The following is a 20,036-nucleotide window of genomic DNA, read 5'->3' as shown; positions in this document are numbered from 1 at the left end:
GTCGGATGGACGCGTGGATCAGTCCTCGGGCAGGGCGACGGGGGCCAGCTCGTCGAACAGGTCACCCGGGCCCGGGTTGGTGGGGTCGGCGGTGCCGCCGAGGTGGTGCATCACGCCCCACACGGCGTTCAGGGCGGTCTGAACGGCGCCCTCGGCCCAACCGGCGGTCCAGGAGATGTCGTCCCCGGCCAGGAACAGGCCGCGGTGGCGCTCCTCCAGGTCGTCCTGACGGAAGTGGGTGAACAGACGTCGCTGGTACCGGTAGTGACCGGGCAGGTTCGCCTTGAACGCGCCCATGAAGTAGGGCTCGTCCTCCCAGGAGATCGTGACGGGGTCTCCGGTGACGTGCGAACGGATGTCCACGCCCGGGTAGATCTTGCCCAACGAGGCCAGCATGACCTCCAGTCGCTCGTTGGCCGACAGCGGCAGCCACTTGAGCGAGTCGTCGCACCAGGTGTACGAGAGGCAGATCGCGGCGGGGCCCTCGGGGTCCGCGCCCTCCAGCAGGTAGGTGCCGCGGGTCATCCGGTCGGTGAGCGTCATGCTCATGACGTCCCGGCCGGTCTCGGGGTCCTTGTCCCGCCAGAAGGCGCGGTCCACCGGCACGAACAGCTTCGAGGACTCCATGTAATGGGTCCGTTCGAGGGCGTTCCAGTGGTCGATGGGCAGCAGGTCCTCGTCACAGTCGACCTTGGACAGCAGCGCCCAGGACTGCGCGGTGAAGACCGCCGCCGGGTAGGTGCGGGTGGAACCGGAGGCGTCGGTGACGGTGACGTTGCCGCCGGGGCGTCCCTTGACGGCCGTGCGACGCAGCGCCGTGACCGCCGGGAGCGGGCCGGACTCGTGCAGCGAGGCCAGGGAGGTGCCCGTCGCCCAGTGCACGAGCTTGTCCGGAGTGTCCTCCCACAGGCGTCGCGGCAGTCGGTCGACCCCGCCGACGATGCTCATGTGGTCGTCGTCCGCACCGGTGTAGGTGACCCGCAGGATCTCCAGGATGGAGTTCGGGAAGTCGGTGTCCCAGCCGCCGGTACCGAAGCCCACCTGGCCGAAGATCTCCCGCATGCGGAACGAGGAGAAGCCCGGGGCCTGACACAGGAAACCGTAGAAGGTCTGGTCGTCCAGCTTCTCGACGAGCCGGTTCCAGATCTCCTTCTGGACGGCGACGTCGCGCTCACGGATCGCCTTCTGCATGCGGCTGTGGTCGACGCTCTCCAGGGTCCGGTCCCAGGCCCGGGCGACCTCGCGGTAGACCTCGGGCAGGTCGTCCAGATCGGTGGCGTAGTGCGTCCTGCCCTTGAGGTCCACGACGGTGCTCGGGGTGGCCGGCGAGAGCGGGTTCGGGAAGGCGGTGGTGTCCAGACCCACGCGGTTCACGTAGTGCCAGAACGCGGTGGAGGACGGCGGGAACCGCATGGCGCCCATCTCGGCCACCACGTCCTCGGGAGCGCCGGGCAGGCGTTCGGTGCGCAGACGACCACCGATCCGGTCGGCCTCGTAGACCACCGGTTTCAAGCCCATCTTCATGAGCTCGTAGGCGGTGACGATGCCGGACAGCCCACCGCCGATCACGGCGACCTCGGTGCCATGGTGTTCCGCGGGCACCTGGCCCAGCCCGGCCGGGTGGTCCAGGTAGGAGTCGTAGGCGAACGGGAAGTCGGGCCCGCACATGTTCAGGGGCCGCTCACCCTGCGGGGCGGCACCGGCGGACGTGGGCACGGCGGACGTCATGAAGGCCCTCCTTCACTGGGGCTGGGGTGGTGACGCGGTGGTGGGTTCAGCGGCCGTACAGGTCGATACGGCGATCACGCAGGTAGAACGGCTCGGTGCGCGCGGCCTCGACGGCGGTCGGGTCGACGTCGCCGACCAGCAGTTCCTCGGTGGGGCCGGCGCGCGACAGCTCGACGCCGTCCGGGCCGACCAGGGTGCTCAGCCCGACGTAGTCGAGCTCGCCCTCGGCGTCGCAACGGTTCACGTAGGCGAGATGGATCTGGTTCTCCATGGCCCGGGCCGGCACCAGGAGGGTGGCGACCGAGGTGGTGGGCGCCATCAGGGCGGTCGGCACGATCAGCAGGGTCGTACCGGCCGCCGCGTGGGCCCGCACGATCTCGGGGAACTCCACGTCGTAACAGACGATGAACCCGAGCCGGTGGCCGTCGAGGTCGGCCTGGACGACGAGTTCCTCGCCAGGGTCGAACAGGTTCCGGTCCAGGTCACCGAACAGGTGCGTCTTGCGGTAGAGCGCGCGGGAGACCCCGTCGGAGTCCACGAGCCGCACCGCGTTGTACACCCGACCGTCGGCGAGTTCGGCGAAACCGTAGACCACGGCCACCCCGGAGTCGCCGGCGATCCGGGCCACCGCCTCGAAGAGCGGGCCGTCGGCGGGTTCGGCCAGTTCCCGGACCCTGGCACCGATGTTGTAACCGGTCAGGGACATCTCCGGGGTCACCAAGAGGTCCGCGCCCCGCGCCGCGGCGGCACGGGCGCTCTCCTGGAGCCGGCGGAGGGCGGAGTCGGTGTCGCCGCTGCGTCCGGTGCCCTGGTCGAGGGCGACCCGCAGTGGGTTCGGCATCGTCCGTCCTCCCTGGTGGATCGTCTTCGGACCGCGTCCACTCTAGGCGCGACAAGGCGTCGGATCCGTGCGCCGAAACGACGTTCCGTTGCGAGTTATGCCGTTTCGACGACGGATCGATGCGCGAACGGGCCGGTCAAGCGTTGACTTCGACCGTGTCCTCCCGCTCCAGCTCCGAGCGACGCATGCTGTAGCCGAAGTAGATCGCCAGCCCCAGCGCCAACCAGACGCCGAAGGCGATCCATACGCTCAGCGACATGCTGAACATGAGGTAGGCGCAGGCCAGGACACCCAGGACCGGGGTCACCGGAGCGCCGGGCATCCGGAAGGCACGCTTGAGGTCGGGGCGGTTCCGGCGCAGCACCAGGACGGCCACGTTGACCAGGGCGAAGGCGAACAGCGTGCCGATGGCGGTCGCGTCGGCGAGCGGACCCAGCGGGACGAGCGCCGCCAGCAGCGCGATGAGCACCGAGGTGATGACGGTGTTGGCGCGCGGGGTGCCCTTGGCGTCGACCTTGGAGAAGGCCTTGGGGATCAGGCCGTCGCGCGACATCGCGTAGAGGATGCGGGTCTGGCTGTACAGGACCACCAGCACGACGCTGGCCAGGGCCAGGACGGCGCCGGCGGCGAAGATGACCGCCCAGATCGGGGTGCCGGTGACGACGGTGAGGATACCGGCGAGGGAGGTCCGCCCCTCGACGAACTCGGTCCAGTTGATGGCACCCACGGCGCTGAACGCCACCAGGCAGTAGATCGCGGTGACCACGATCATCGAGAACATGATGGCGCGAGGCAGGTCGCGCTGCGGGTTCTTGGCCTCCTCGCTGGCGGTGGAGGCGGAGTCGAAGCCGATGTAGGAGAAGAACAGGGTGGCGCCCGCGGCGGAGACTCCCGCCATGCCCATGGGCATGAAGGGGGCGAAGTTGCCGTCCTGGACCGCGGTGACGGCGATGGCCACGAACATGACCAGCACGGCCACCTTGACGGCGACCATGACGGCGTTGGCGCGGGTACTCTCCCTGACCCCGACCAGCAGGGCGAACATCGACAGCAGCACCACGATGGCGGCGGGCAGGTTGATCAGCCCGCCTTCGAGGGGGCCGACCAGGAACGCCTCGGGCATCGACAGCCCGGTGGTCAGCTGAAGCAGTTCGTCGATGTACTGCCCCCAGCCGACGCCGACGGCGGCCACCGAGACCCCGTAGGTGAGCATGAGGCACCAGCCGCACACCCAGGCCATGAACTCGCCCATCGTGGCGTAGGAGTACGAGTAGGCGGAGCCGGACGCGGGGATCATCCCGGCCATCTCCGCGTAGGCCAGGGCGGAGAAGAGCGCGGTGACGCCGGCCAGGACGAACGAGAGGATGACGGCGGGACCGGCGATCGGGACGGCCTCACCGAGGACGACGAAGATGCCGGTGCCCAGAGTGGCGCCGATGCCGATCATGGACAGCTGCCAAAAGCCCATCGTGCGGCGCAGCCCGTGCCCGCTCTCGGTCTCGGCCACCAACTTCTCGACCGGCTTGCGCCTGGACAGGCGTCGACCAAGCGTGGGCACGCCCGCGCCCACCCGCGCGGGTGTCTTCTGCTCCACCACGAATTGTCTCCTCGCTGATCAGTGGGATCGGCACGGTGGGGGTCTCCCGAAATGTGCCCTAGGCAACGCTAATGGTGTTGCCTGAGTAACATGACCCACATTCATTGCGTTTGTCGGGTTTTCGCAGGGCATTCATGCGCACCGGGACAAGAAAACGCACCACCACGTGACGCACGACACACGGTCTGACGCCCCCGACCCCGAGCACGCGAAAGGGGGAGCACGGTGTTCGACCGCGCTCCCCCTTTCGCGAAGCACTCGGGGAGAAGGTGGCGTCAGCCCACGGACACGCTGGGCTCACCCTCCACGCCGGCCTCACCCATCTCCTCGGCGATGCGCAGGGCCTCCTCGATGAGGGTCTCCACGATCTTGGACTCGGGGACGGTCTTGATGACCTCGCCCTTGACGAAGATCTGGCCCTTGCCATTGCCGGAGGCCACACCCAGGTCGGCGTCGCGCGCCTCACCCGGACCATTGACGACGCAGCCCATGACGGCCACGCGCAGCGGCACCTCCATGCCCTCCAGGCCCGCGGTGACCTCTTCGGCCAGCGTGTACACGTCCACCTGGGCGCGACCACAGCTCGGGCAGGAGACGATCTCCAGACCGCGCTCACGCAGACCCAACGACTCCAGGATCTGGTTGCCGACCTTGACCTCCTCGGCCGGCGGCGCGGACAAGGAGACGCGGATGGTGTCGCCGATGCCCTCCGAGAGGAGCGCGCCGAAGGCCACCGAGGACTTGATCGTGCCCTGGAAGGCCGGACCGGCCTCGGTGACGCCCAGGTGCAGCGGGTAGTCGCAGGCCTGCGACAGCAGACGGTAGGCGTTGACCATCACGACCGGGTCGTTGTGCTTGACCGAGATCTTGATGTCGCGGAAACCGTGCTCCTCGAACAGGGAGCACTCCCACAGTGCCGACTCCACCAGGGCCTCGGGGGTGGCCTTGCCGTACTTGGCCAGCAGGCGCTTGTCGAGCGAACCGGCGTTGACGCCGATGCGGATCGGGGTGCCCGCGTCGTTCGCGGCCTTGGCGATCTCGGCGACCTTGTCGTCGAACTTCTTGATGTTGCCCGGGTTGACGCGTACCGCCGCGCAGCCCGCGTCGATGGCCGCGAACACGTACTTGGGCTGGAAGTGGATGTCCGCGATCACCGGGATCTGCGACTTCTTGGCGATGATCGGCAGCGCGTCGGCGTCGTCGTTGGTGGGCACGGCCACACGGACGATCTGGCAACCCGAGGCGGTGAGCTCGGCGATCTGCTGCAGGGTCGCGTTGATGTCGGAGGTGCGGGTGGTCGTCATCGACTGCACGGACACCGGAGCGTCCCCGCCCACGGGGACGTTCCCGACCATGATCTGCCGTGTCTCGCGGCGCGTGGCCAGAGGACGCGGAGGGGTGACGGGGATACCGAGATCGACGGTCACGCTTGATTCACCTCGTCTGCCACCGGAAAGGGACGGCGGCAATTGATGTCGCGGTTCGTGAGAAGGGCGCGGCGGCGCCCGGATCCACGTTCGGGTGCTCCGTCCGGTCGGCCAGGGCCGTTGCCGTCGTTCCCGGAACGCTCGTCCAAGGTTACCCGCCCCGGAGCCGGTGCTCGGCCTCTCGTGGTGGCACTCACACCGTTCAACCGAACAGCATGACCGGATTGACCAGATCCGCCACGAGCAGGATCACGCTGAACACCAGGAAACACACCACCACGACATAGGCCACCGGGGTGAGCAGCGCGATGTCCACCGGGCCCGGGTCGGGCCGCTTGAACAGACGCGCCGTCCACCTCTTGATGGACTCCCAGAGCGCCCCGGCCATGTGCCCGCCGTCCAGCGGCAGGATCGGCACCATGTTGAAGGCGAACAGGAAGAAGTTGACGCCGGCCAGGATGCTGATCATCATCGCCGCGGTGTCCACCAGGGGCAGACCCTGCGACATGATCTCGCCGCCGATGCGGGAGATACCGACGATGCCCACGGGAGAGTCCTCGGTGCGCTGCTCGCCCAGGAAGGCCGCGCCGAACACCTCGGGAACCTTGCTCGGCAGCGCCACGATGGCCTGACCGACGCCGACCAGCATCTCGCCGACCTCACCGGCGGACTCGGCCACGGTGAGCGTGCCGCGTTCCTTGGCGAAGTGGATGCCCAGGAAGCCGACGGTCTCCACGGCCGGGATCCGACGGCCGCTCTCGTCGTAGACGTTGTCGCCGTCCTCGTCGGTCTCGTAGACGATCTCACCGGCCTGGTCGCGGGCGGGCAGCTCGCTCTGGACGATGTCCACCTCGGTGGTGAGCTCTTCGCCGTCGCGTTCGATGCCGAACTCGGTGGGGCCGTCCGACACCCGGATCTCACGGCTGGCCGAAGCCCAGTCGGGGGTGTCGGTACCGCCCACGGACACCACGACGTCACCCGGCAGCAGCCCGGCCTCGTGGGCGGGGGTGGCCGGCAGGTCGTCGGTGCACTCGGTGATGGAGGCGCTCTGTGGGACCACGCACTCGTTGACGACACCGACCTCGTTGGTGTCCTGGTACACACCGATGCCCATGAAGAGCACGCCGAGCAGCACCGTTCCCAGCACCAGGTTCATGCCCGGGCCGGCGAACATGACGATCAGCCGCTTCCACGGGGAACGCTGGTAGAACTGACGGTCCTCGTCCTCGGGGGACAACTCCACGTAGGAGGCCTCGCGGGCGTCCTCGGCCAGGGCCCGCCAGCGCGACATCTTACGGGCGCCCTGGTCCTCGGTACGGCGGGCGGGCGGGAGCATCCCGACCATCCGCACGAACCCGCCCAGTGGCACCGCCTTGATGCCGTACTCGGTCTCGCCCTTGCGGGTGGACCACAGGGTCTTTCCGAACCCGACCATGAACTCGGTGCACTTGATGCCGAACATCTTGGCCGTGGCCATGTGGCCGAGCTCATGCCAGGCGATCGAGAACAGCAGTCCCAGGACGAGCAGGATGATGCCGACCACGGTCAACAGCACGACCATGTATCTCTCCTCAAGCCAGGTCGGTCCTCAGCCGCGGGCGAGAAGTTCGCGAGCGCGGGTTCGGGCCCAGGTGTCTGCGGCGTAGACGTCGTCCAGGGTCAGGGGCGTGGAACCCGGCCGATCCGTCCGCTGGTGTTCCGAGACTACCCGGGACACGGTGTCCATGATCGCCGGGAACGCGAGGTTCCCACGCAGGAACGCGTCGACCGCCTCCTCGTTGGCCGCGTTGTACACCGCCGGGGCGGTGCCGCCGGCCGCACCGACTTCGGCCGCGATGCGCACCGCGGGGAAGGCCTCGTGGTCGAGCGGCTCGAAGGTCCAGCTCTGCGCCTTGGTCCAGTCCATGCCGGGGGCGGCGTCCGGGACGCGTTCCGGGGCGCTCATGCCGTAGGCGATGGGGATCATCATGCTGGGTGGGCTGGCCTTGGCCAGGGTCGTGCCGTCCACGTACTCGACCATCGAGTGCACGATCGACTGCGGGTGGACGACCACGTCGATGCGATCGAAGGGAACGTCGAACAGCAGGTTGGCCTCGATCACCTCCAGCCCCTTGTTGACCAGGGTGGCGGAGTTGACGGTGATGACCGGTCCCATGCTCCAGGTGGGGTGGTTCAACGCCTGTTCGGGCGTGACGTTCGCCAGTTCCTCGGCCCGGCGGCCGCGGAAGGGCCCGCCACTGGCCGTGACGACCAGGCGCCGCACCTCCGAGAGCTCGGCGCGGACCAGACCCTGGGCGGGGCTGGTGAGCTCGCCCTCTGGTCGGTACGGGAAGCACTGGGCGAGGGCGTAGTGCTCGGAGTCGACCGGGACGATCTGGCCGGGTGCGGCCAGATCGCGCACCAGCGGACCACCGATGATGAGGGACTCCTTGTTGGCCAAGGCCAGGGTGGCGCCGGCGCGCAGCGCGGCGAGCGTGGACTCCAGCCCCAGGGCCCCGGTGATGCCGTTGAGGACGACGTCGCAGGGGTTCCCGGCCAGCGCGGCCACACCCTCACCGCCGGTCAGCACCTGGGCGGAGGAGCCCTGTTCGGTCAACAGGCGGGTGAGCTCGGCCGCTCGGGACTCATCGGCCACGGCCACTCGTTCGACGCCGAGCCGCACGGCCTGCTTGGCGAGCAGGTCCACCCTCCCACCGCCGGCGGCCAGACCCACCACGCGGAAACGTTCGGGGTTGCGCTGGACGATGTCGATGGCCTGGGTACCGATGGAACCGGTGGACCCGAGGATCACTACTGTTCGCTGCTGTTCTTCTCGCACCCCTCCATTGTCGCCCAATTCTCGGATCGGCGTCGGGGGCCTGTGGACAACGCGGAAACGTCGGGGAGACGGCCGGGGCTTTACACGGGAACGTCGTTCGCCTAACTTAACCGGTGAGTAAGTTACGCCACAGTAGAAAGTGACGCCGAGCACGGTCGGGCACGACCGAACACGCACCCCGACCCTCCCCCGATGGCGCCGGCGCGACCCATCGGAGCCTCCCCGCCCCTCCCCCTTCGAGGTTTCGAATGACCCCCACCCCCAGAGGCGCCCTGAGCGGCGCGCTCCCCCGGATCCTGTCCATCCTCGTGGCGTCCGTCCTGGCCGCCGCGCTCCTCTCCCCCGCCCCCGCCGCCGCGCAGAGCGTCGGCTCCACGATCGGCTACGAGACCATCGTCAGCCACGACGGCACCGAGCTGAAGGCCAAGGTGATCACCCCCACCGGCGTGGAGGGCCCGCACCCGCTGCTGGTCATGCCGTCCGCCTGGGGCACCCCGCACCTCCTCTACGTGGGCGCCGCCAAGAAGCTGGCCGAGGAGTCCGGCTACCAGGTCGTCACCTACAGCTCGCGCGGCTTCTGGGACTCCGGCGGCGGCATCGAGGTCGCCGGCCCCGAGGACCGGGCCGACGCCAGTGCCGTCATCGACTGGGCCCTGGCCAACACCGACTCCGACGCCGACCGCATCGGCATGGCCGGCATCTCCTACGGCGCGGGCATCAGCCTGCTGACCGCCGCCGAGGACGAGCGGGTCAAGGTCGTCGGTTCCATGAGCGGCTGGGCCGACCTGGAGGCCTCCCTCTACCCGAACGAGACCATCGACGTACAGTCCGCCGAACTACTGCTCCTCGCCGGCAACCTGGTCGGGCGTCCCGGTGAACTACTCCGGGAGGTCGAGCACGAGTACCGCGGCGGCAACGTCGACCCCATCCTGGAGATGGCCCCGGACCGTTCCGCGAGCACCAAGGTGGATCGGCTCAACGCCAACGGAACCGCCGTGATGATCGCGCACGGTTGGAACGACGGCATGTTCCCCGTCGGGCACATGGCCGACTTCTACGAGGAGCTCTCCGGCCCCAAGCGCATGATGCTCACCCCCGGCGACCACGCCACCGCCGAGGCGTTCGGCGCGTTCGGCCTGCCCAACGAGGTCTGGGAGGACCTGGGACGCTGGTTCGACCACCACCTCAAGGGCGAGGACAACGGCATCGACACCGAGCAGCCCGTGCTCGTCAAGCCCAACAACGGAAGCGAGTGGTCCTCGCACGCCGACTGGCCGTCGGTGACCACCGACACCGATGAGTACTACCTCGGCGAGCCCAGCAAGGACTGGCTGCGCTGGCAGAGCACCGGGGCGATGGAGGCGGAGCCGCAGACCGGCTGGGACTACGACTTCCGGACCGGGATAGGCAGCACCGCCGAGAGCGGCACCGTGCTGCTCTCCGGCGCGCTCCAGCAGTTCTTCGACGTTCCCACCGGGGTCCTGCTGCCCACCGTGGACCGGTACCGGGCGGCCGTGTGGACCAGCCCCACCTATCCCGACGGCGCACGCGTGGCCGGCACCCCCGAGGTGACGTTCACGGTCACCCCGACCGCCGCCGACCAGTCGGTGTTCGTGTACCTGTACGCGATCAACGACCGGGGCACCGGCTCGCTGCTGAGCCACGCCCCCTACACGTTGCGCGACGCCACCCCGGGTGAGCCCGTGACGGTGGAGACCGAGCTGTCCTCGGTGGTGTGGGACGTACCGGCCGGGCATCGACTGGCGGTCGTGGTGGACAGCCGCGACGCCCGCTACACCGCGGAGAGCCGGACCGGGAACAGGGTCGAGGTGACCTCTCTCGAGGAGACGCCCACTCAGGTGAGCATCCCCTTCACCCGATAAGGCGGGACCGTTTCCGAATCGGCGGCCCGGACGCCCTCCGCCGAGGGCGTCCGGGCCTTCTTCCCGAAAAACCGAGGACACAAACCCAAAGTAGCCATTCGATAACCGCGAGTGTGCAAAGATCGGGCCATGACCTCGTCCACCAAATACAAGGTCATCGCCCCGCTGGCCGCCGCCACCGTCGCCCTCGCGGGCTTGGCGATGATCGACAATCTTCCCGCACCCACGTCGGCCGTCACCCAGGCCGGCCACTCGCCCACCACCCGAGTGGACGGGGTGGCCCACCAGGCCGGCGCGGTCACCCAGGACCAGCACGCCGAGATCCTCGACTACTGGACCGACGAGCGCATGGCCGCCGCGCGACCCATCACCGCCCTGGTCGACTCCGCCCTGGAGATCACCGAGCCCACGCTCCAGGCCCCCACCGACGACGCCGTGGAACCGCAGGCCGCCCGGCCCGACAGCGAGGGCGAGACCTGGAACGACGGCGGACTCGTCACCCGCACCACCGGCAAGGTGTACCTGACCATGGACGGGCGCGACTTCACCTGTTCGGCCTCCGTCGTGGACTCCGCCAACGAGAGCACCCTGGTGACCGCCGGTCACTGCGCCAAGGACGGAAAGGGCGCCTGGGCCCGCAACTGGACCTTCGTGCCCGGTCACGACGACGGTGACGCCCCCCACGGCAAGTTCACCGCCCGCGACCTGATCGTCTCCCCCAAGTGGGCGAAGGAGGCGGACGACAGCTACGACTTCGCGATGGTCGTGCTCAACGAGGCCGACTCCACCACCGTTCAGGAGCGGGTCGGGTCCCAGCGGCTCTCCTTCGACACCTGGACCGAGGATCGGGTGAACCAGGGCGTGCAGGTGTACACGTTCGGCTACCCGTCCGCCTCACCCTTCGACGGCAAGAACCTGCACTACTGTTCGGGCCGGACGGTCCCGGACACCGGTGGTACCACCGCCAACGGGGTCCGCTGCTCCATGACCCAGGGGTCCAGCGGAGGACCGTGGTTCGCCGACTTCGACCCGTCCACCGGGCAGGGCAACATCGCCTCGGTGGTGAGCTTCAAGTACGCCGACGACCGCACCATCCAGTACGGGCCACGGCTGGGCTCCGAGGCCCGGCACCTGTACGAGCGGGCCTCGGGACTGTAGACCTCCCTCACCCACGGCCGGTGACCGCCACTCCTGCTCCGCGGTCACCGGTCACTCGCGTGCGCGGACCCCTACAGGTCGATGCCGGTGAGGACCAGGACACGCTCGTCGGTGAGGTCGGTCATCGCCGAACGCACGCCCTCCTTGCCCACACCGGAGCCCTTGACCCCGCCGTAGGGCATCTGGTCGGCGCGGAAGGTCGGGACGTCGCCGACCACCACGCCGCCGACCTCCAGCTCCCGGTGGGCCCGGAAGGCGGTGGGCAGGTCCCGGGTGAACACGCCGGCCTGGAGCCCGAAGGCACTGTCGTTGACCGCGGCGAAGGCGGCGTCGGTGTCGGCGACCCGCTGGATCACCAGGACCGGACCGAAGATCTCCTCGCGCACCACCTTGGCGTCGGCGGGGGCGTCGGCCAGGACGGTGGGCGCCACGGTCACGCCGTCGCGGGTACCGCCGGTGAGCACGCGCGCCCCCGCGGACACCGCCTCCTCCACCCAGGCGGCCACGCGTTCGGCGGCGGGCTCGTCGACCATCGGGCCCACGTCGGTCTTGTCATCGGCGGGATCGCCGGTACCGAGTTCCTCGACCCGGTCGACCAGAAGCCGCACGAACTCGTCGTGCACGGTGTCGGTGACCACGACCCGCTGCACACCGATGCACACCTGGCCGGCCTGGTTGTTACCGAACAGGGCCACGCGTCGGGCCGCCCAGTCCAGGTCGGCGTCGTCCAGCACGACCGCGGCGGCGTTGCCCCCGAGTTCCAGGGTGACGTGCTTGTGCGGGGCGCGGCGCTGGATCTCCCAGCCGAAGGCGCCGCCGGTGAAGGAGACAACGGGCAGACGCTCGTCGGTGATGAGCGCGGCCGCGGACTCGTTCGGCATGGGCAGTACGGACACCATGCCGGCGGGCAACTCGGTCTCGGCGATGATCTCGCCGAGCAACAGCGCGGTGATGGGGGTGGCCGGCGCGGGCTTGAGGATGATGGGCGCGCCCACCGCGATCGCGGGCGCGATCTTGTGCGCGACCAGGTTGATCGGGAAGTTGAACGGGGAGATGCCCAGGACCGGACCCTTGGGCACGCGGCGGATCAGGGCCATGCGGCCGGTACCACCGGCGTCGGTGTCCAGTCGCTGGAGATCCCCACTGTCCCGACGGGCCTCCTCGGCGGCCCAGCGGAAGACGGACGCGGCGCGCCCTGCCTCCACCCGGGACCACTTGATCGGCTTGCCGCTCTCGGCGGTGATCACCTGGGCGATCTCCTCGGAGCGCTCACCGATGCGCCGGGCGATGCGGTCCAGGGCGGTGGCCTTGACGTGCGCGGGCAGCGCGGCGGCGCGCGAGGCGACCGTGTGCGCGGCGGCCACGGCCTCCTGCACCTGCTCCGGGGTGGGCACGGACACGGTGCCCGCGGCCTCGCCGGTGTAGGGGTTGAGGACGGTCATCTCGGTGTCGCCGGTGGTCGCGGTGCCGGCGAGCCAGAACGGGTGCGTGGTCATGTCCGCGACGCTAGACCCCGGGAACGGAATCGCGCTTGTCCACCCTTGCCAAAGCCGGTCTCCGAGTTGGCCACACTGGAGCACACGATCACGTACGGTTCTTACGCTGACCGGCTGGCGCGGGAGCGGTCCTTGATACACAGTGGTGGGAGAGGGCCCTGCCAGCGTGTTCGGACAGGCCCTCGGGTCCACCGCCGTCGACGGGAACCCGGGAGTGCCATTGCCGCTCGTCTACCGCACGCTCGTCGCCGTCCCGGACGACGACGGGGATCTCGCCGCCGTCGCCTCGACGGTTCTCTCACGGTGGTTGAGCAAACGCGGGAACTCCGGAGCGCGCGTGGACTTCGGCTCCTCGGGTCGCTACGACCTCAGCAATCGGTCCCGGGCCTTGATCGCCCGGCACGACAACACCGACGAGGGCCTCACCTTCCTACGGCTGACCACCGAGTCCGACAAACCCGACGGGGTGTGGCGCACCCTGGTCACCGTGGTGGTCGACCCCGAACTCTCCCCCTGGCGTTACCTGTGGCTGGACATGACCGTCGACCCCGCGCCCGGTATCTCCCCGGAGGTCACCCGCCTGGAGGTGATGCCCCCCGAGGCCGCGCGCATGCTGTTGGAGGCGGTCAACGCCCATGACGGCGCCCACGCGCTGCCGCCCGCCCCCCGGATCGTGCGGGGGCGCGACGACACCGACGTGGCCGCCCTGCTCTCGGCCATCCGTGATCCGCTCAGACGCCTGGCGATCGTCGCCACCGGCGCCCCCGGGGACGTGACCGTGGCCGCCTGGCGTGGTTCCATGGCCGGTGCCCTGTCCCGCTGCACCGGCATGTGCGCCGGATACGTGCTGGACGCCGCGGCGCTGGATCGCATGGCCGCGATCCTCCCCCGTGACCTGGACATACCCGCCGGCGGTGTACGCACGTTCCTGCCTTCGGTGGACCCCCGGGACGAGGCGGACTCCTCACGACACCCCCGGATGAGCCCCTCCACCCTGGACACGGCGCGGGACGGCGAACGCCTGCGCAACTGGGTCGGCGCCGCCCTGTCCCGGCGGGTGCGCGACAACGCCGTGGCCCTGGGACTACCCGAAGCGCTCAGGGCGATCGACACCCTCCTGCGCGAAGAGACCGATGACCTGCGCCAAGACCCCACCTCACTCGCTCCCGCACCGACCAACGGACCGGAGCACGCAATCGCACACAGGTCGGAACAGGACTCGGCGACCACCGCGGAGCTGGCCGCCGCCAAGGCCCAGGAACAGCAACTCCAACGGCTTCGGGAGGAGGTACGCCGGCTCAACACACGCATCGGGGATCTGTCGGAGGAACGCCGGCAACTACTCGACGAGAGCGCGGACCTGGCCGAGGAGCTGAACACCGCGAGGGAGGGCACCCGGTCCGCCCGTTACGAGGCGCGTTGGCTGCGCGAACGCGCCCGCGAGGAGGGTCTGTTCCGCTTGGCCGCCACCCCCGCCCCGAACGACCCCGAACGGCGACCGCCCACGAGCGTGGCCGAGCTGTTGGAGCGCATCACCGACGACGTCGTGCTGCCACACCTGTTCTTCACCCTGGAGGACCAGACGGTGTACGAACTGGCCGACAGCCGCAAGGAGGCCCTGTGGGTGACCCGGGCCTGGGAAGCGCTGCTCGCGCTCAACGACTACGCCCGCTACCAGTTCGACAACCCCGGCAGCGGGCTCGGGTTCCACTCCTACCTGCGTGATCCCCCGGACGGCTACCGGGTGATCCCGGTCAAACGGCTGGCGTCACAGGAATCGGACTACGTGCGCAACCGCGGCAAACTCAACGAGAAGCGGTTCTTCCGGGTGCCGCACGAGGTGGACCCGACCGGGCGGGTACCGATGTACGCGCACATCAAGCTGGACATCGAATACGGCATCTGCCCGCGGCTGTACTTCTTCCCCGACCTGGGACCGGAGACCAGCAACCGCGTGTACGTGGGATACCTGGGCCGGCACCTTCCGGTGCAACAGTCCAACTAGTCCGGCTAGAGCGTGCGGTGACCGAACCTGGCGGAGAGCTCCGCGAGGTCGGGCTCCCCATAGCTCTCCACGAGTGCCTTGAAGCGGACCTCCTTGTCCGCGCCGAAGCGGCGGACCTTGGCCGCGTAGCTCTCCACGGAGTGGAAGACCGGCGGTCGCGTCTTGCTGTGGAACTTGTCCGCGTACATCACCAGCTCCTCCTCCGGGGTCTCGGCGAGGTAGTCGGCGACCGGGATCGGCAACCCCTGGGACCGCACGTCGTCGGCGGTGACCCCCACACCGGTGTGGTGGGAGCAGAACCGGCACAGCGTCTCGGGCAGCCCCTCGGCGGCGAGGAGTTCGTGGCCGAGCACACCGTGGCTCACGTAACGGTCGTGGGCGATGCGACCCGAAGCGTCGACCAGGCGGTAGACACCGATGTCGTGCAACAGGCAGCCCGCCCGGACCAGGTCGACGTCGACCTTCGCGGGCGCGCGGGCGAGGAGCTGTTCGGCGACCGCGCACACCACCTGGCAGTGCGTGTACACGCGCTCGAAGGCCTCGGCGTTGGGCGCGTACCTCTCGTGGAGGGACCGGATCTGTTCGTCGGTGGGGATCTGCACACCGGGGACCATACCCTGGGAGCCGTGATGGGGACGATGACCGGGACCACCAGGACCATGTTGGCCGAGACCGACCAGCGTGAACGCGCCGAACGGCACGCCGAGCGCGTCGACGCGCTCACCGCCGACCACCTGAGGCGACGCCGCGAGGGCGAACCGCACCCGGTCGAGGACTTCCTGTTCACCTACTACAACCTCAAGCCGGCGCGGCTGCGGCGCTGGCACCCCGGGGTGGGCACGGCCCTGGCCGGGGAGGGCGCGCGCGAGCGACTGTCGGAGCGCTTCTACACCGAACTCGACGGTGGCGGGGTGGGCCTGGACGTGCCCGCGTTCCTGGCGGCCCGACCCGTGCTCGACTTCGTGGAGCGATTGCTGTCGGCGGTGGCCTCGCGTCCGGCGCACCTTGGCTGCTTCGGTCTGCACGAGTGGGCGATGGTGTACCGAACGTCGGAGGTTCGCCACGACCGGGTTCCACTGCGGTTGGGGAACGAGGGCACCGACCGGGTGGTGGAGTCGCACCGGATCCAGTGCTCGCACTTCGACGCGTTCCGGTTCTTCACCGAGCCCGCGCGTCCGCGCAACACCCTTTCGCCCACCCGAGAGACCCAGGTGGACCTGGACCAGCCGGGTTGCCTGCACGCCAACATGGACCTGTACAAGTGGGCGTACAAGCTCACGCCGGCGGTGCCGTCCGAGTTGATCGTGGACTGCTTCGAGCTGTCCAGGGAGATCCGCACACTGGACATGCGTGCCTCCCCCTACGACCTGCGGGAGTGGGGGTATGAGCCCGTGCGAATCGAGACGGCCGAGGGCAAGGCCGCGTACATGGAGCACCAGCGCGACTTCGCCGAACGCGGCGCGGTGCTGCGCGAGCGGCTGCTGACGGTGTGCCGGAGGCTACGGGCGGCCTGAGGCTTCGCGGGCCAAGCGTTCGCGGGCGACCTTGTGCCCACGCCAGGACCCCACCACCAGCAGCACCATACCCACGGTCGTGGGCGCCAGGATCGCGACGATCTGGGCGTTGGGGTCGGAGAGGAACGGGGTGACGATCGCTGCGGGCAGGAAGGCGATCCCGCCCAGGATCGACCAACGGGCGCAAGCCTCGTGCACCGCGTACCAGGCGGTGTCACTCGACCGGGTGAACCTGGTGCGGACCCCGAAGAAGTCGTTGGGCTTGATCTTGCGCTGCGCGCCGTAGACCCCCATCAGCACCAACGCCACCGTGCCGCCCAGCATGGACAGCACCACCAGGATGAGCGGGCCGAGGGGGATGGTCTCTTCGGCGGCCTGGGCCAACGAGGTCAACGCGGGGCCTCTTTCCTACTGGGGGTCAACCATCACGTGGGGGCGGAAGGGCACAGGTGTCACCGCCACCGGGCAGACGGTACCGGTTGGCCGCGATCACCCGGTAGGCGGCCCGGGTGAGCACCCGCATCCCGGGCAGGGCCATCAGCCGGCCCAGTTCCCGGAAGGGGAATCGGCCGAACTGAAGGGTCTCGGCGACGGCGTCACCGCCGGCCAGCAGGCCCCGGTCCGAACGGACCAGCCAGGCCTGTTCGTCGGCCTGCTCCGGGGTGAGCCCGAAGGCCTTGAGATCGGTCTCCTGCCAGGCCGCGAAAGCGGTGCGGGTTCGGACACGCTCCCGCGCGAACGAGACGGACCGCTGGCAGAAACCACAGTCACGGTCGTAGAGGAAAAGCCCGGCCGAGGGGATGCGGTGTGATTTCCGTGAATGTCCCATGTCTCCCTCCTACCCTCCGAAGGTTCACTGTCGGGCGAAGAGGAGGGCGTAGACCATCAGCGAGAGCAGGGTCAGGGAGAACAACACCGAGAACACGAACACCGTGACGTGCAGCCACCGGAATCGCCCCGCCTCCGTCGGGACCCGCCGCCAGTGCCACACCCCGACCGTGACCGCGGTGGCGACCATGCCCGCGGCGACGGCGGACAGTTCGGTGGGCAGATCCGTCCACACACCGCCGCGCTGGGTGTAGACCCACCAGGCCACGGCGCCCAGGCTCAGCGAGACGATCCGCAGGCGGTCCAGCGGACGCTGGGTGAGCAAGGTGCGGCGGCGGATCATCAGGGCGAGCAACAGCACCGGGGGAAGCAACAGCGGGAGCAGGGTCAACGCCATGTTCATCCCGGTGTTCGGAGGGGCCGACAGCACCTCCTCGGGTTCGTCACCCAGCAACCCCAGGGACAGCGGCCCCTCCTGCAGCGTGAAGCTGTTGCCCATGAGGACGACGGCGCGCTCGTCGTCGAACAGGACCGTGGTGGAGGAACCGTAGACCTTCCCGCTGTGGAAGGTGACCTCACCATGCTCGGGGGTGTCCAGGACGTGCCAACCCAGCCCCATGGACAGTTCGGTGTCGCCGCCCGCCTCCGTCGCGGGCTCCTCCTCCGACGGCGTCCCACCGATCCGGACATCCTCCAGCACCACGTCGGCGGCGTCCGCGCCCGGAGCGCTGCCGTCGGCGACCCCGGCGACCAGAGTGACCAGGTCGGAAACCGTGCTCCAGGTGGAGATCCCGGCGGGCGCGTACTCGGTGTTGGTCCACGGAGCGACCCGCACGCCCGGCTCGTAGTACGACAACGCTCCACCTTCGGGGCGTTGCGCGGTGACCTCGGTGTCGTCCATGCCCATGGGATCGAGGACGCGCTCGCGTACCAGGTCCGGGTAGTCGTCACCCGCTTCCGCCGCCAGCGCGTGCCCGAGGGTCGCGAAGCCGTGGTTGGAGTAGACGTATTGGTCCTTGGGCCCGGCCCGGGTGTGCGAGAGCCCGTCCACCGGCGAGGTGGCCCCCTCGTACGGGCTGATCAGGAGCATGGAGCGGAAGGTGACCGCCGCGGCCTCCCCGTCCGGGGTCGCCCGCAGCCCCGAGTGGTGGGTGGCCAGTTCCTGAAGGGTGATGTCGGCGACCTCGGGATCATCGAAGTCGACCTCGGGGAAGACCTCCGCGAGAGTGCGGTCCAGGGAGGTCTCTCCCCGCTCCACCATGTCCGCGAGCAACATCCCGGTGATCACCTTCATCACCGAGCCGGTCTCGAACGGCGTGTCCGGACCGACCGGCGCGGTGCCGTCGGAGCTCCCCGCGGCGGCCCATTCCACCGAATCCGGGTCGTCGAGGTCGAACCGGGCCACGGACAGCCCCTGTACCTCGACCATTCGGTCGCCCAACACCCGCTCCACGTCCGCCGCCAGCGGCGCGTCCCCGGCCACCCCGGTAGCGGGCGTGGACCGGGCCGGCGCGAACAGCCCGGCCAGCACCGCGACCACCACGCCGACCCCGAGCGCGACCAGCCAGACCCGCCCCGGTGCGGCGGAAGAGCGCTGCCGACGGGCGGCTTTGGAGGAGCGGGCGGGATGTGGGGTGGAAGACAGGTCCGAGGATCGGCCGGCGGACGCGTCGGAAGACGGGTCGGAAGACGAGCAGGAGGACGAGCCGGAAGGTCCCGGGGGTGTGGAGGGATCGCTGGAAGCCATACCCTCCAGCCTCGCAAAAGGTGACCCGGAGATGCAGTCACCGCTGTCAGCGATCCGCTATGAGGTTCTCCCCGCATTGGTGATGACACCTGTCATAGGCCTCACCATCCAGGAAAGAAGTCGTCCACCAACCGGAACTCCACTCTGGGGTGGTGAGGGTAGGTGGGTGGGTGTGGGGTGGCGGGGGGTGGCGGGTGGGGGGTGGGGCGCCTCGGCTAGAGAACCTGCCGGTGGCCTGGCGGGGTGGGGTGGGTTGGTGGGGCGCCTCGGGTCGTGATCCTGCTGGTGGCCTGGCGGGGTGGGGTGGGTTGGTGGGGCGCCTCGGGTCGTGATCCTGCTGGTGGCCTGGCGGGGTGGGGTGGGTTCTCCCTCCTTCCCCGCCGCGTGATTGTTGCCGCCCGCACCGCACGCGTCAAGGCGATGTCGGGTTCTGTGACGCTGTGGTTGGTGGCCTTGACCCGTACGGTGCGGGCGGCGGTTTGGCGGCTATCGGGGAAGGGGGGAGAGTGGTTGAGGTCCCAACGGCCCCGGGCTTCGCCCGCTCCGGCCGCAAGCGGCCGGATCCCTTCCCCTCCCTCTGGTGTCCTCGTGGAGCGCGTCGCCACTACGTGACGGGTCCGGTCACGAAGGGCCCGCTACAGGTCGGGTGAGTGGTGGGGCGCGTCCCCGCGGTAGCCGGCACCGGCGCCCCTTTGGCGATGATCTTGCTCGTAGCGCCATGTTGGGCGCCCAACATGGCGCTACGAGCAAGATCATCATGGTGGAGAGACAACACGGGGTTGGTGGTGCCGGTGGGCCGATACCTGTGCTGGGGGTGGCACCGGTAGGGCGGGTGGCCGCAGTAGGGGCCGATCTCGCCAGGAGTGCTGCCGACACCCCCAACGGGAGCCACTCCGGTCCCGGAATGTGGCTCTGGGCGGGGGGTTCGCGGTGTTTCTGCCCCTGGGCATGCTGATATCCCCACAGGGCACGGGCCCTTGGGGTCTGACACCCA

Annotated in this window: 15 protein-coding genes; 4 read left to right on the top strand and 11 right to left on the bottom strand. The window is 69.4% G+C overall.

Features of this window, described 5'->3' with window-relative positions; genetic code table 11:
* Window positions 1–18: 18 nt before the first annotated feature.
* The 6 genes from ABZ717_RS22895 to dxr form a co-directional block, all read right to left on the bottom strand.
* Window positions 19–1,728 (bottom strand): NAD(P)/FAD-dependent oxidoreductase, encoded by a 1,710-nt coding sequence (locus ABZ717_RS22895; RefSeq protein WP_358513802.1) that lies wholly within the window; start codon window positions 1,726–1,728, stop codon window positions 19–21.
* 46 nt (window positions 1,729–1,774) lie between these two features.
* A complete protein-coding gene (locus ABZ717_RS22890) occupies window positions 1,775–2,569 on the bottom strand; it encodes a carbon-nitrogen hydrolase family protein (RefSeq protein WP_358513800.1) in 795 nt (264 codons plus the stop codon).
* Between the two features lie 136 nt (window positions 2,570–2,705).
* Window positions 2,706–4,166 carry an amino acid permease gene (locus ABZ717_RS22885; RefSeq protein WP_358513798.1) on the bottom strand — a complete coding sequence of 487 codons (1,461 nt, stop codon included), beginning with the start codon at window positions 4,164–4,166 and terminating at the stop codon, window positions 2,706–2,708.
* A 275-nt stretch (window positions 4,167–4,441) separates the two neighbouring features.
* The gene (gene ispG, locus ABZ717_RS22880; RefSeq protein ID WP_358513796.1) at window positions 4,442–5,593 is read right to left on the bottom strand and encodes a flavodoxin-dependent (E)-4-hydroxy-3-methylbut-2-enyl-diphosphate synthase; all 1,152 of its coding nucleotides are present in this window, start codon (window positions 5,591–5,593) and stop codon (window positions 4,442–4,444) included.
* 202 nt (window positions 5,594–5,795) lie between these two features.
* Window positions 5,796–7,154, bottom strand: a complete 1,359-nt coding sequence (locus tag ABZ717_RS22875; protein WP_358513794.1) for a site-2 protease family protein — start codon at window positions 7,152–7,154, stop codon at window positions 5,796–5,798.
* Between the two features lie 27 nt (window positions 7,155–7,181).
* Window positions 7,182–8,384: a 1-deoxy-D-xylulose-5-phosphate reductoisomerase gene (gene dxr, locus ABZ717_RS22870; protein WP_358513836.1), complete on the bottom strand. Its 1,203-nt coding sequence runs from the start codon at window positions 8,382–8,384 to the stop codon at window positions 7,182–7,184.
* Window positions 8,385–8,659: 275 nt separating this feature from the next.
* Here dxr and ABZ717_RS22865 point away from each other — a divergent pair, with 275 nt between their 5' ends.
* Together ABZ717_RS22865 and ABZ717_RS22860 are read left to right on the top strand one after the other, a co-directional pair.
* Complete coding sequence (locus ABZ717_RS22865) at window positions 8,660–10,294, top strand: CocE/NonD family hydrolase (RefSeq protein WP_358513792.1); 1,635 nt, start codon at window positions 8,660–8,662, stop codon at window positions 10,292–10,294.
* 129 nt (window positions 10,295–10,423) lie between these two features.
* Window positions 10,424–11,452 carry a trypsin-like serine protease gene (locus tag ABZ717_RS22860; protein ID WP_358513790.1) on the top strand — a complete coding sequence of 343 codons (1,029 nt, stop codon included), beginning with the start codon at window positions 10,424–10,426 and terminating at the stop codon, window positions 11,450–11,452.
* A 71-nt stretch (window positions 11,453–11,523) separates the two neighbouring features.
* Here the strand turns inward: ABZ717_RS22860 and ABZ717_RS22855 are convergent, their stop codons facing one another.
* On the bottom strand, window positions 11,524–12,948 hold the full coding sequence (locus ABZ717_RS22855; protein ID WP_358513788.1) for an aldehyde dehydrogenase family protein: 1,425 nt from the start codon (window positions 12,946–12,948) through the stop codon (window positions 11,524–11,526).
* Window positions 12,949–13,168: 220 nt separating this feature from the next.
* Between ABZ717_RS22855 and ABZ717_RS22850 the strand changes: the two genes are divergently transcribed.
* On the top strand, window positions 13,169–14,953 hold the full coding sequence (locus tag ABZ717_RS22850; RefSeq protein ID WP_358513834.1) for a hypothetical protein: 1,785 nt from the start codon (window positions 13,169–13,171) through the stop codon (window positions 14,951–14,953).
* Between the two features lie 5 nt (window positions 14,954–14,958).
* Here the strand turns inward: ABZ717_RS22850 and ABZ717_RS22845 are convergent, their stop codons facing one another.
* The gene (locus ABZ717_RS22845) at window positions 14,959–15,555 is read right to left on the bottom strand and encodes an HD domain-containing protein (protein WP_358513786.1); all 597 of its coding nucleotides are present in this window, start codon (window positions 15,553–15,555) and stop codon (window positions 14,959–14,961) included.
* Between the two features lie 27 nt (window positions 15,556–15,582).
* Here ABZ717_RS22845 and ABZ717_RS22840 point away from each other — a divergent pair, with 27 nt between their 5' ends.
* On the top strand, window positions 15,583–16,467 hold the full coding sequence (locus tag ABZ717_RS22840) for a 3-methyladenine DNA glycosylase (RefSeq protein WP_358513832.1): 885 nt from the start codon (window positions 15,583–15,585) through the stop codon (window positions 16,465–16,467).
* On the opposite strand, the gene ABZ717_RS22835 is transcribed toward ABZ717_RS22840, so the two are convergent.
* The 3 genes from ABZ717_RS22835 to ABZ717_RS22825 are packed head-to-tail and all read right to left on the bottom strand — an operon-like array spanning window position 16,453 to window position 19,042.
* Window positions 16,453–16,860, bottom strand: coding sequence for an SdpI family protein (locus tag ABZ717_RS22835; RefSeq protein ID WP_358513784.1), 408 nt, complete (start codon window positions 16,858–16,860; stop codon window positions 16,453–16,455). The genes ABZ717_RS22840 and ABZ717_RS22835 overlap by 15 nt on opposite strands.
* A 25-nt stretch (window positions 16,861–16,885) precedes the next feature.
* The gene (locus tag ABZ717_RS22830) at window positions 16,886–17,296 is read right to left on the bottom strand and encodes a DUF393 domain-containing protein (protein ID WP_358513782.1); all 411 of its coding nucleotides are present in this window, start codon (window positions 17,294–17,296) and stop codon (window positions 16,886–16,888) included.
* A 24-nt stretch (window positions 17,297–17,320) separates the two neighbouring features.
* Window positions 17,321–19,042 carry a serine hydrolase domain-containing protein gene (locus tag ABZ717_RS22825; protein WP_358513780.1) on the bottom strand — a complete coding sequence of 574 codons (1,722 nt, stop codon included), beginning with the start codon at window positions 19,040–19,042 and terminating at the stop codon, window positions 17,321–17,323.
* Window positions 19,043–20,036: the final 994 nt, after the last annotated feature.

The organism is Nocardiopsis sp. NPDC006832, from assembly GCF_040635885.1.
Taxonomy (GTDB): domain Bacteria; phylum Actinomycetota; class Actinomycetes; order Streptosporangiales; family Streptosporangiaceae; genus Nocardiopsis.
This window is presented reverse-complemented; position numbering and strand designations above follow the sequence as displayed.

Excerpts from the sequence above, each read along its gene's own strand:
- ABZ717_RS22825 (WP_358513780.1), bottom strand. The coding sequence starts at position 19,042 with ATGGCTTCCAGCGATCCCTCCACACCCCCGGGACCTTCCGGCTCGTCC.
- ABZ717_RS22830 (WP_358513782.1), bottom strand. The coding sequence starts at position 17,296 with ATGGGACATTCACGGAAATCACACCGCATCCCCTCGGCCGGGCTTTTC.
- ABZ717_RS22840 (WP_358513832.1), top strand. The coding sequence starts at position 15,583 with ATGGGGACGATGACCGGGACCACCAGGACCATGTTGGCCGAGACCGAC.
- ABZ717_RS22855 (WP_358513788.1), bottom strand. The coding sequence starts at position 12,948 with ATGACCACGCACCCGTTCTGGCTCGCCGGCACCGCGACCACCGGCGAC.
- ABZ717_RS22875 (WP_358513794.1), bottom strand. The coding sequence starts at position 7,154 with ATGGTCGTGCTGTTGACCGTGGTCGGCATCATCCTGCTCGTCCTGGGA.
- ABZ717_RS22865 (WP_358513792.1), top strand. The coding sequence starts at position 8,660 with ATGACCCCCACCCCCAGAGGCGCCCTGAGCGGCGCGCTCCCCCGGATC.
- ABZ717_RS22860 (WP_358513790.1), top strand. The coding sequence starts at position 10,424 with ATGACCTCGTCCACCAAATACAAGGTCATCGCCCCGCTGGCCGCCGCC.
- ABZ717_RS22890 (WP_358513800.1), bottom strand. The coding sequence starts at position 2,569 with ATGCCGAACCCACTGCGGGTCGCCCTCGACCAGGGCACCGGACGCAGC.
- ABZ717_RS22895 (WP_358513802.1), bottom strand. The coding sequence starts at position 1,728 with ATGACGTCCGCCGTGCCCACGTCCGCCGGTGCCGCCCCGCAGGGTGAG.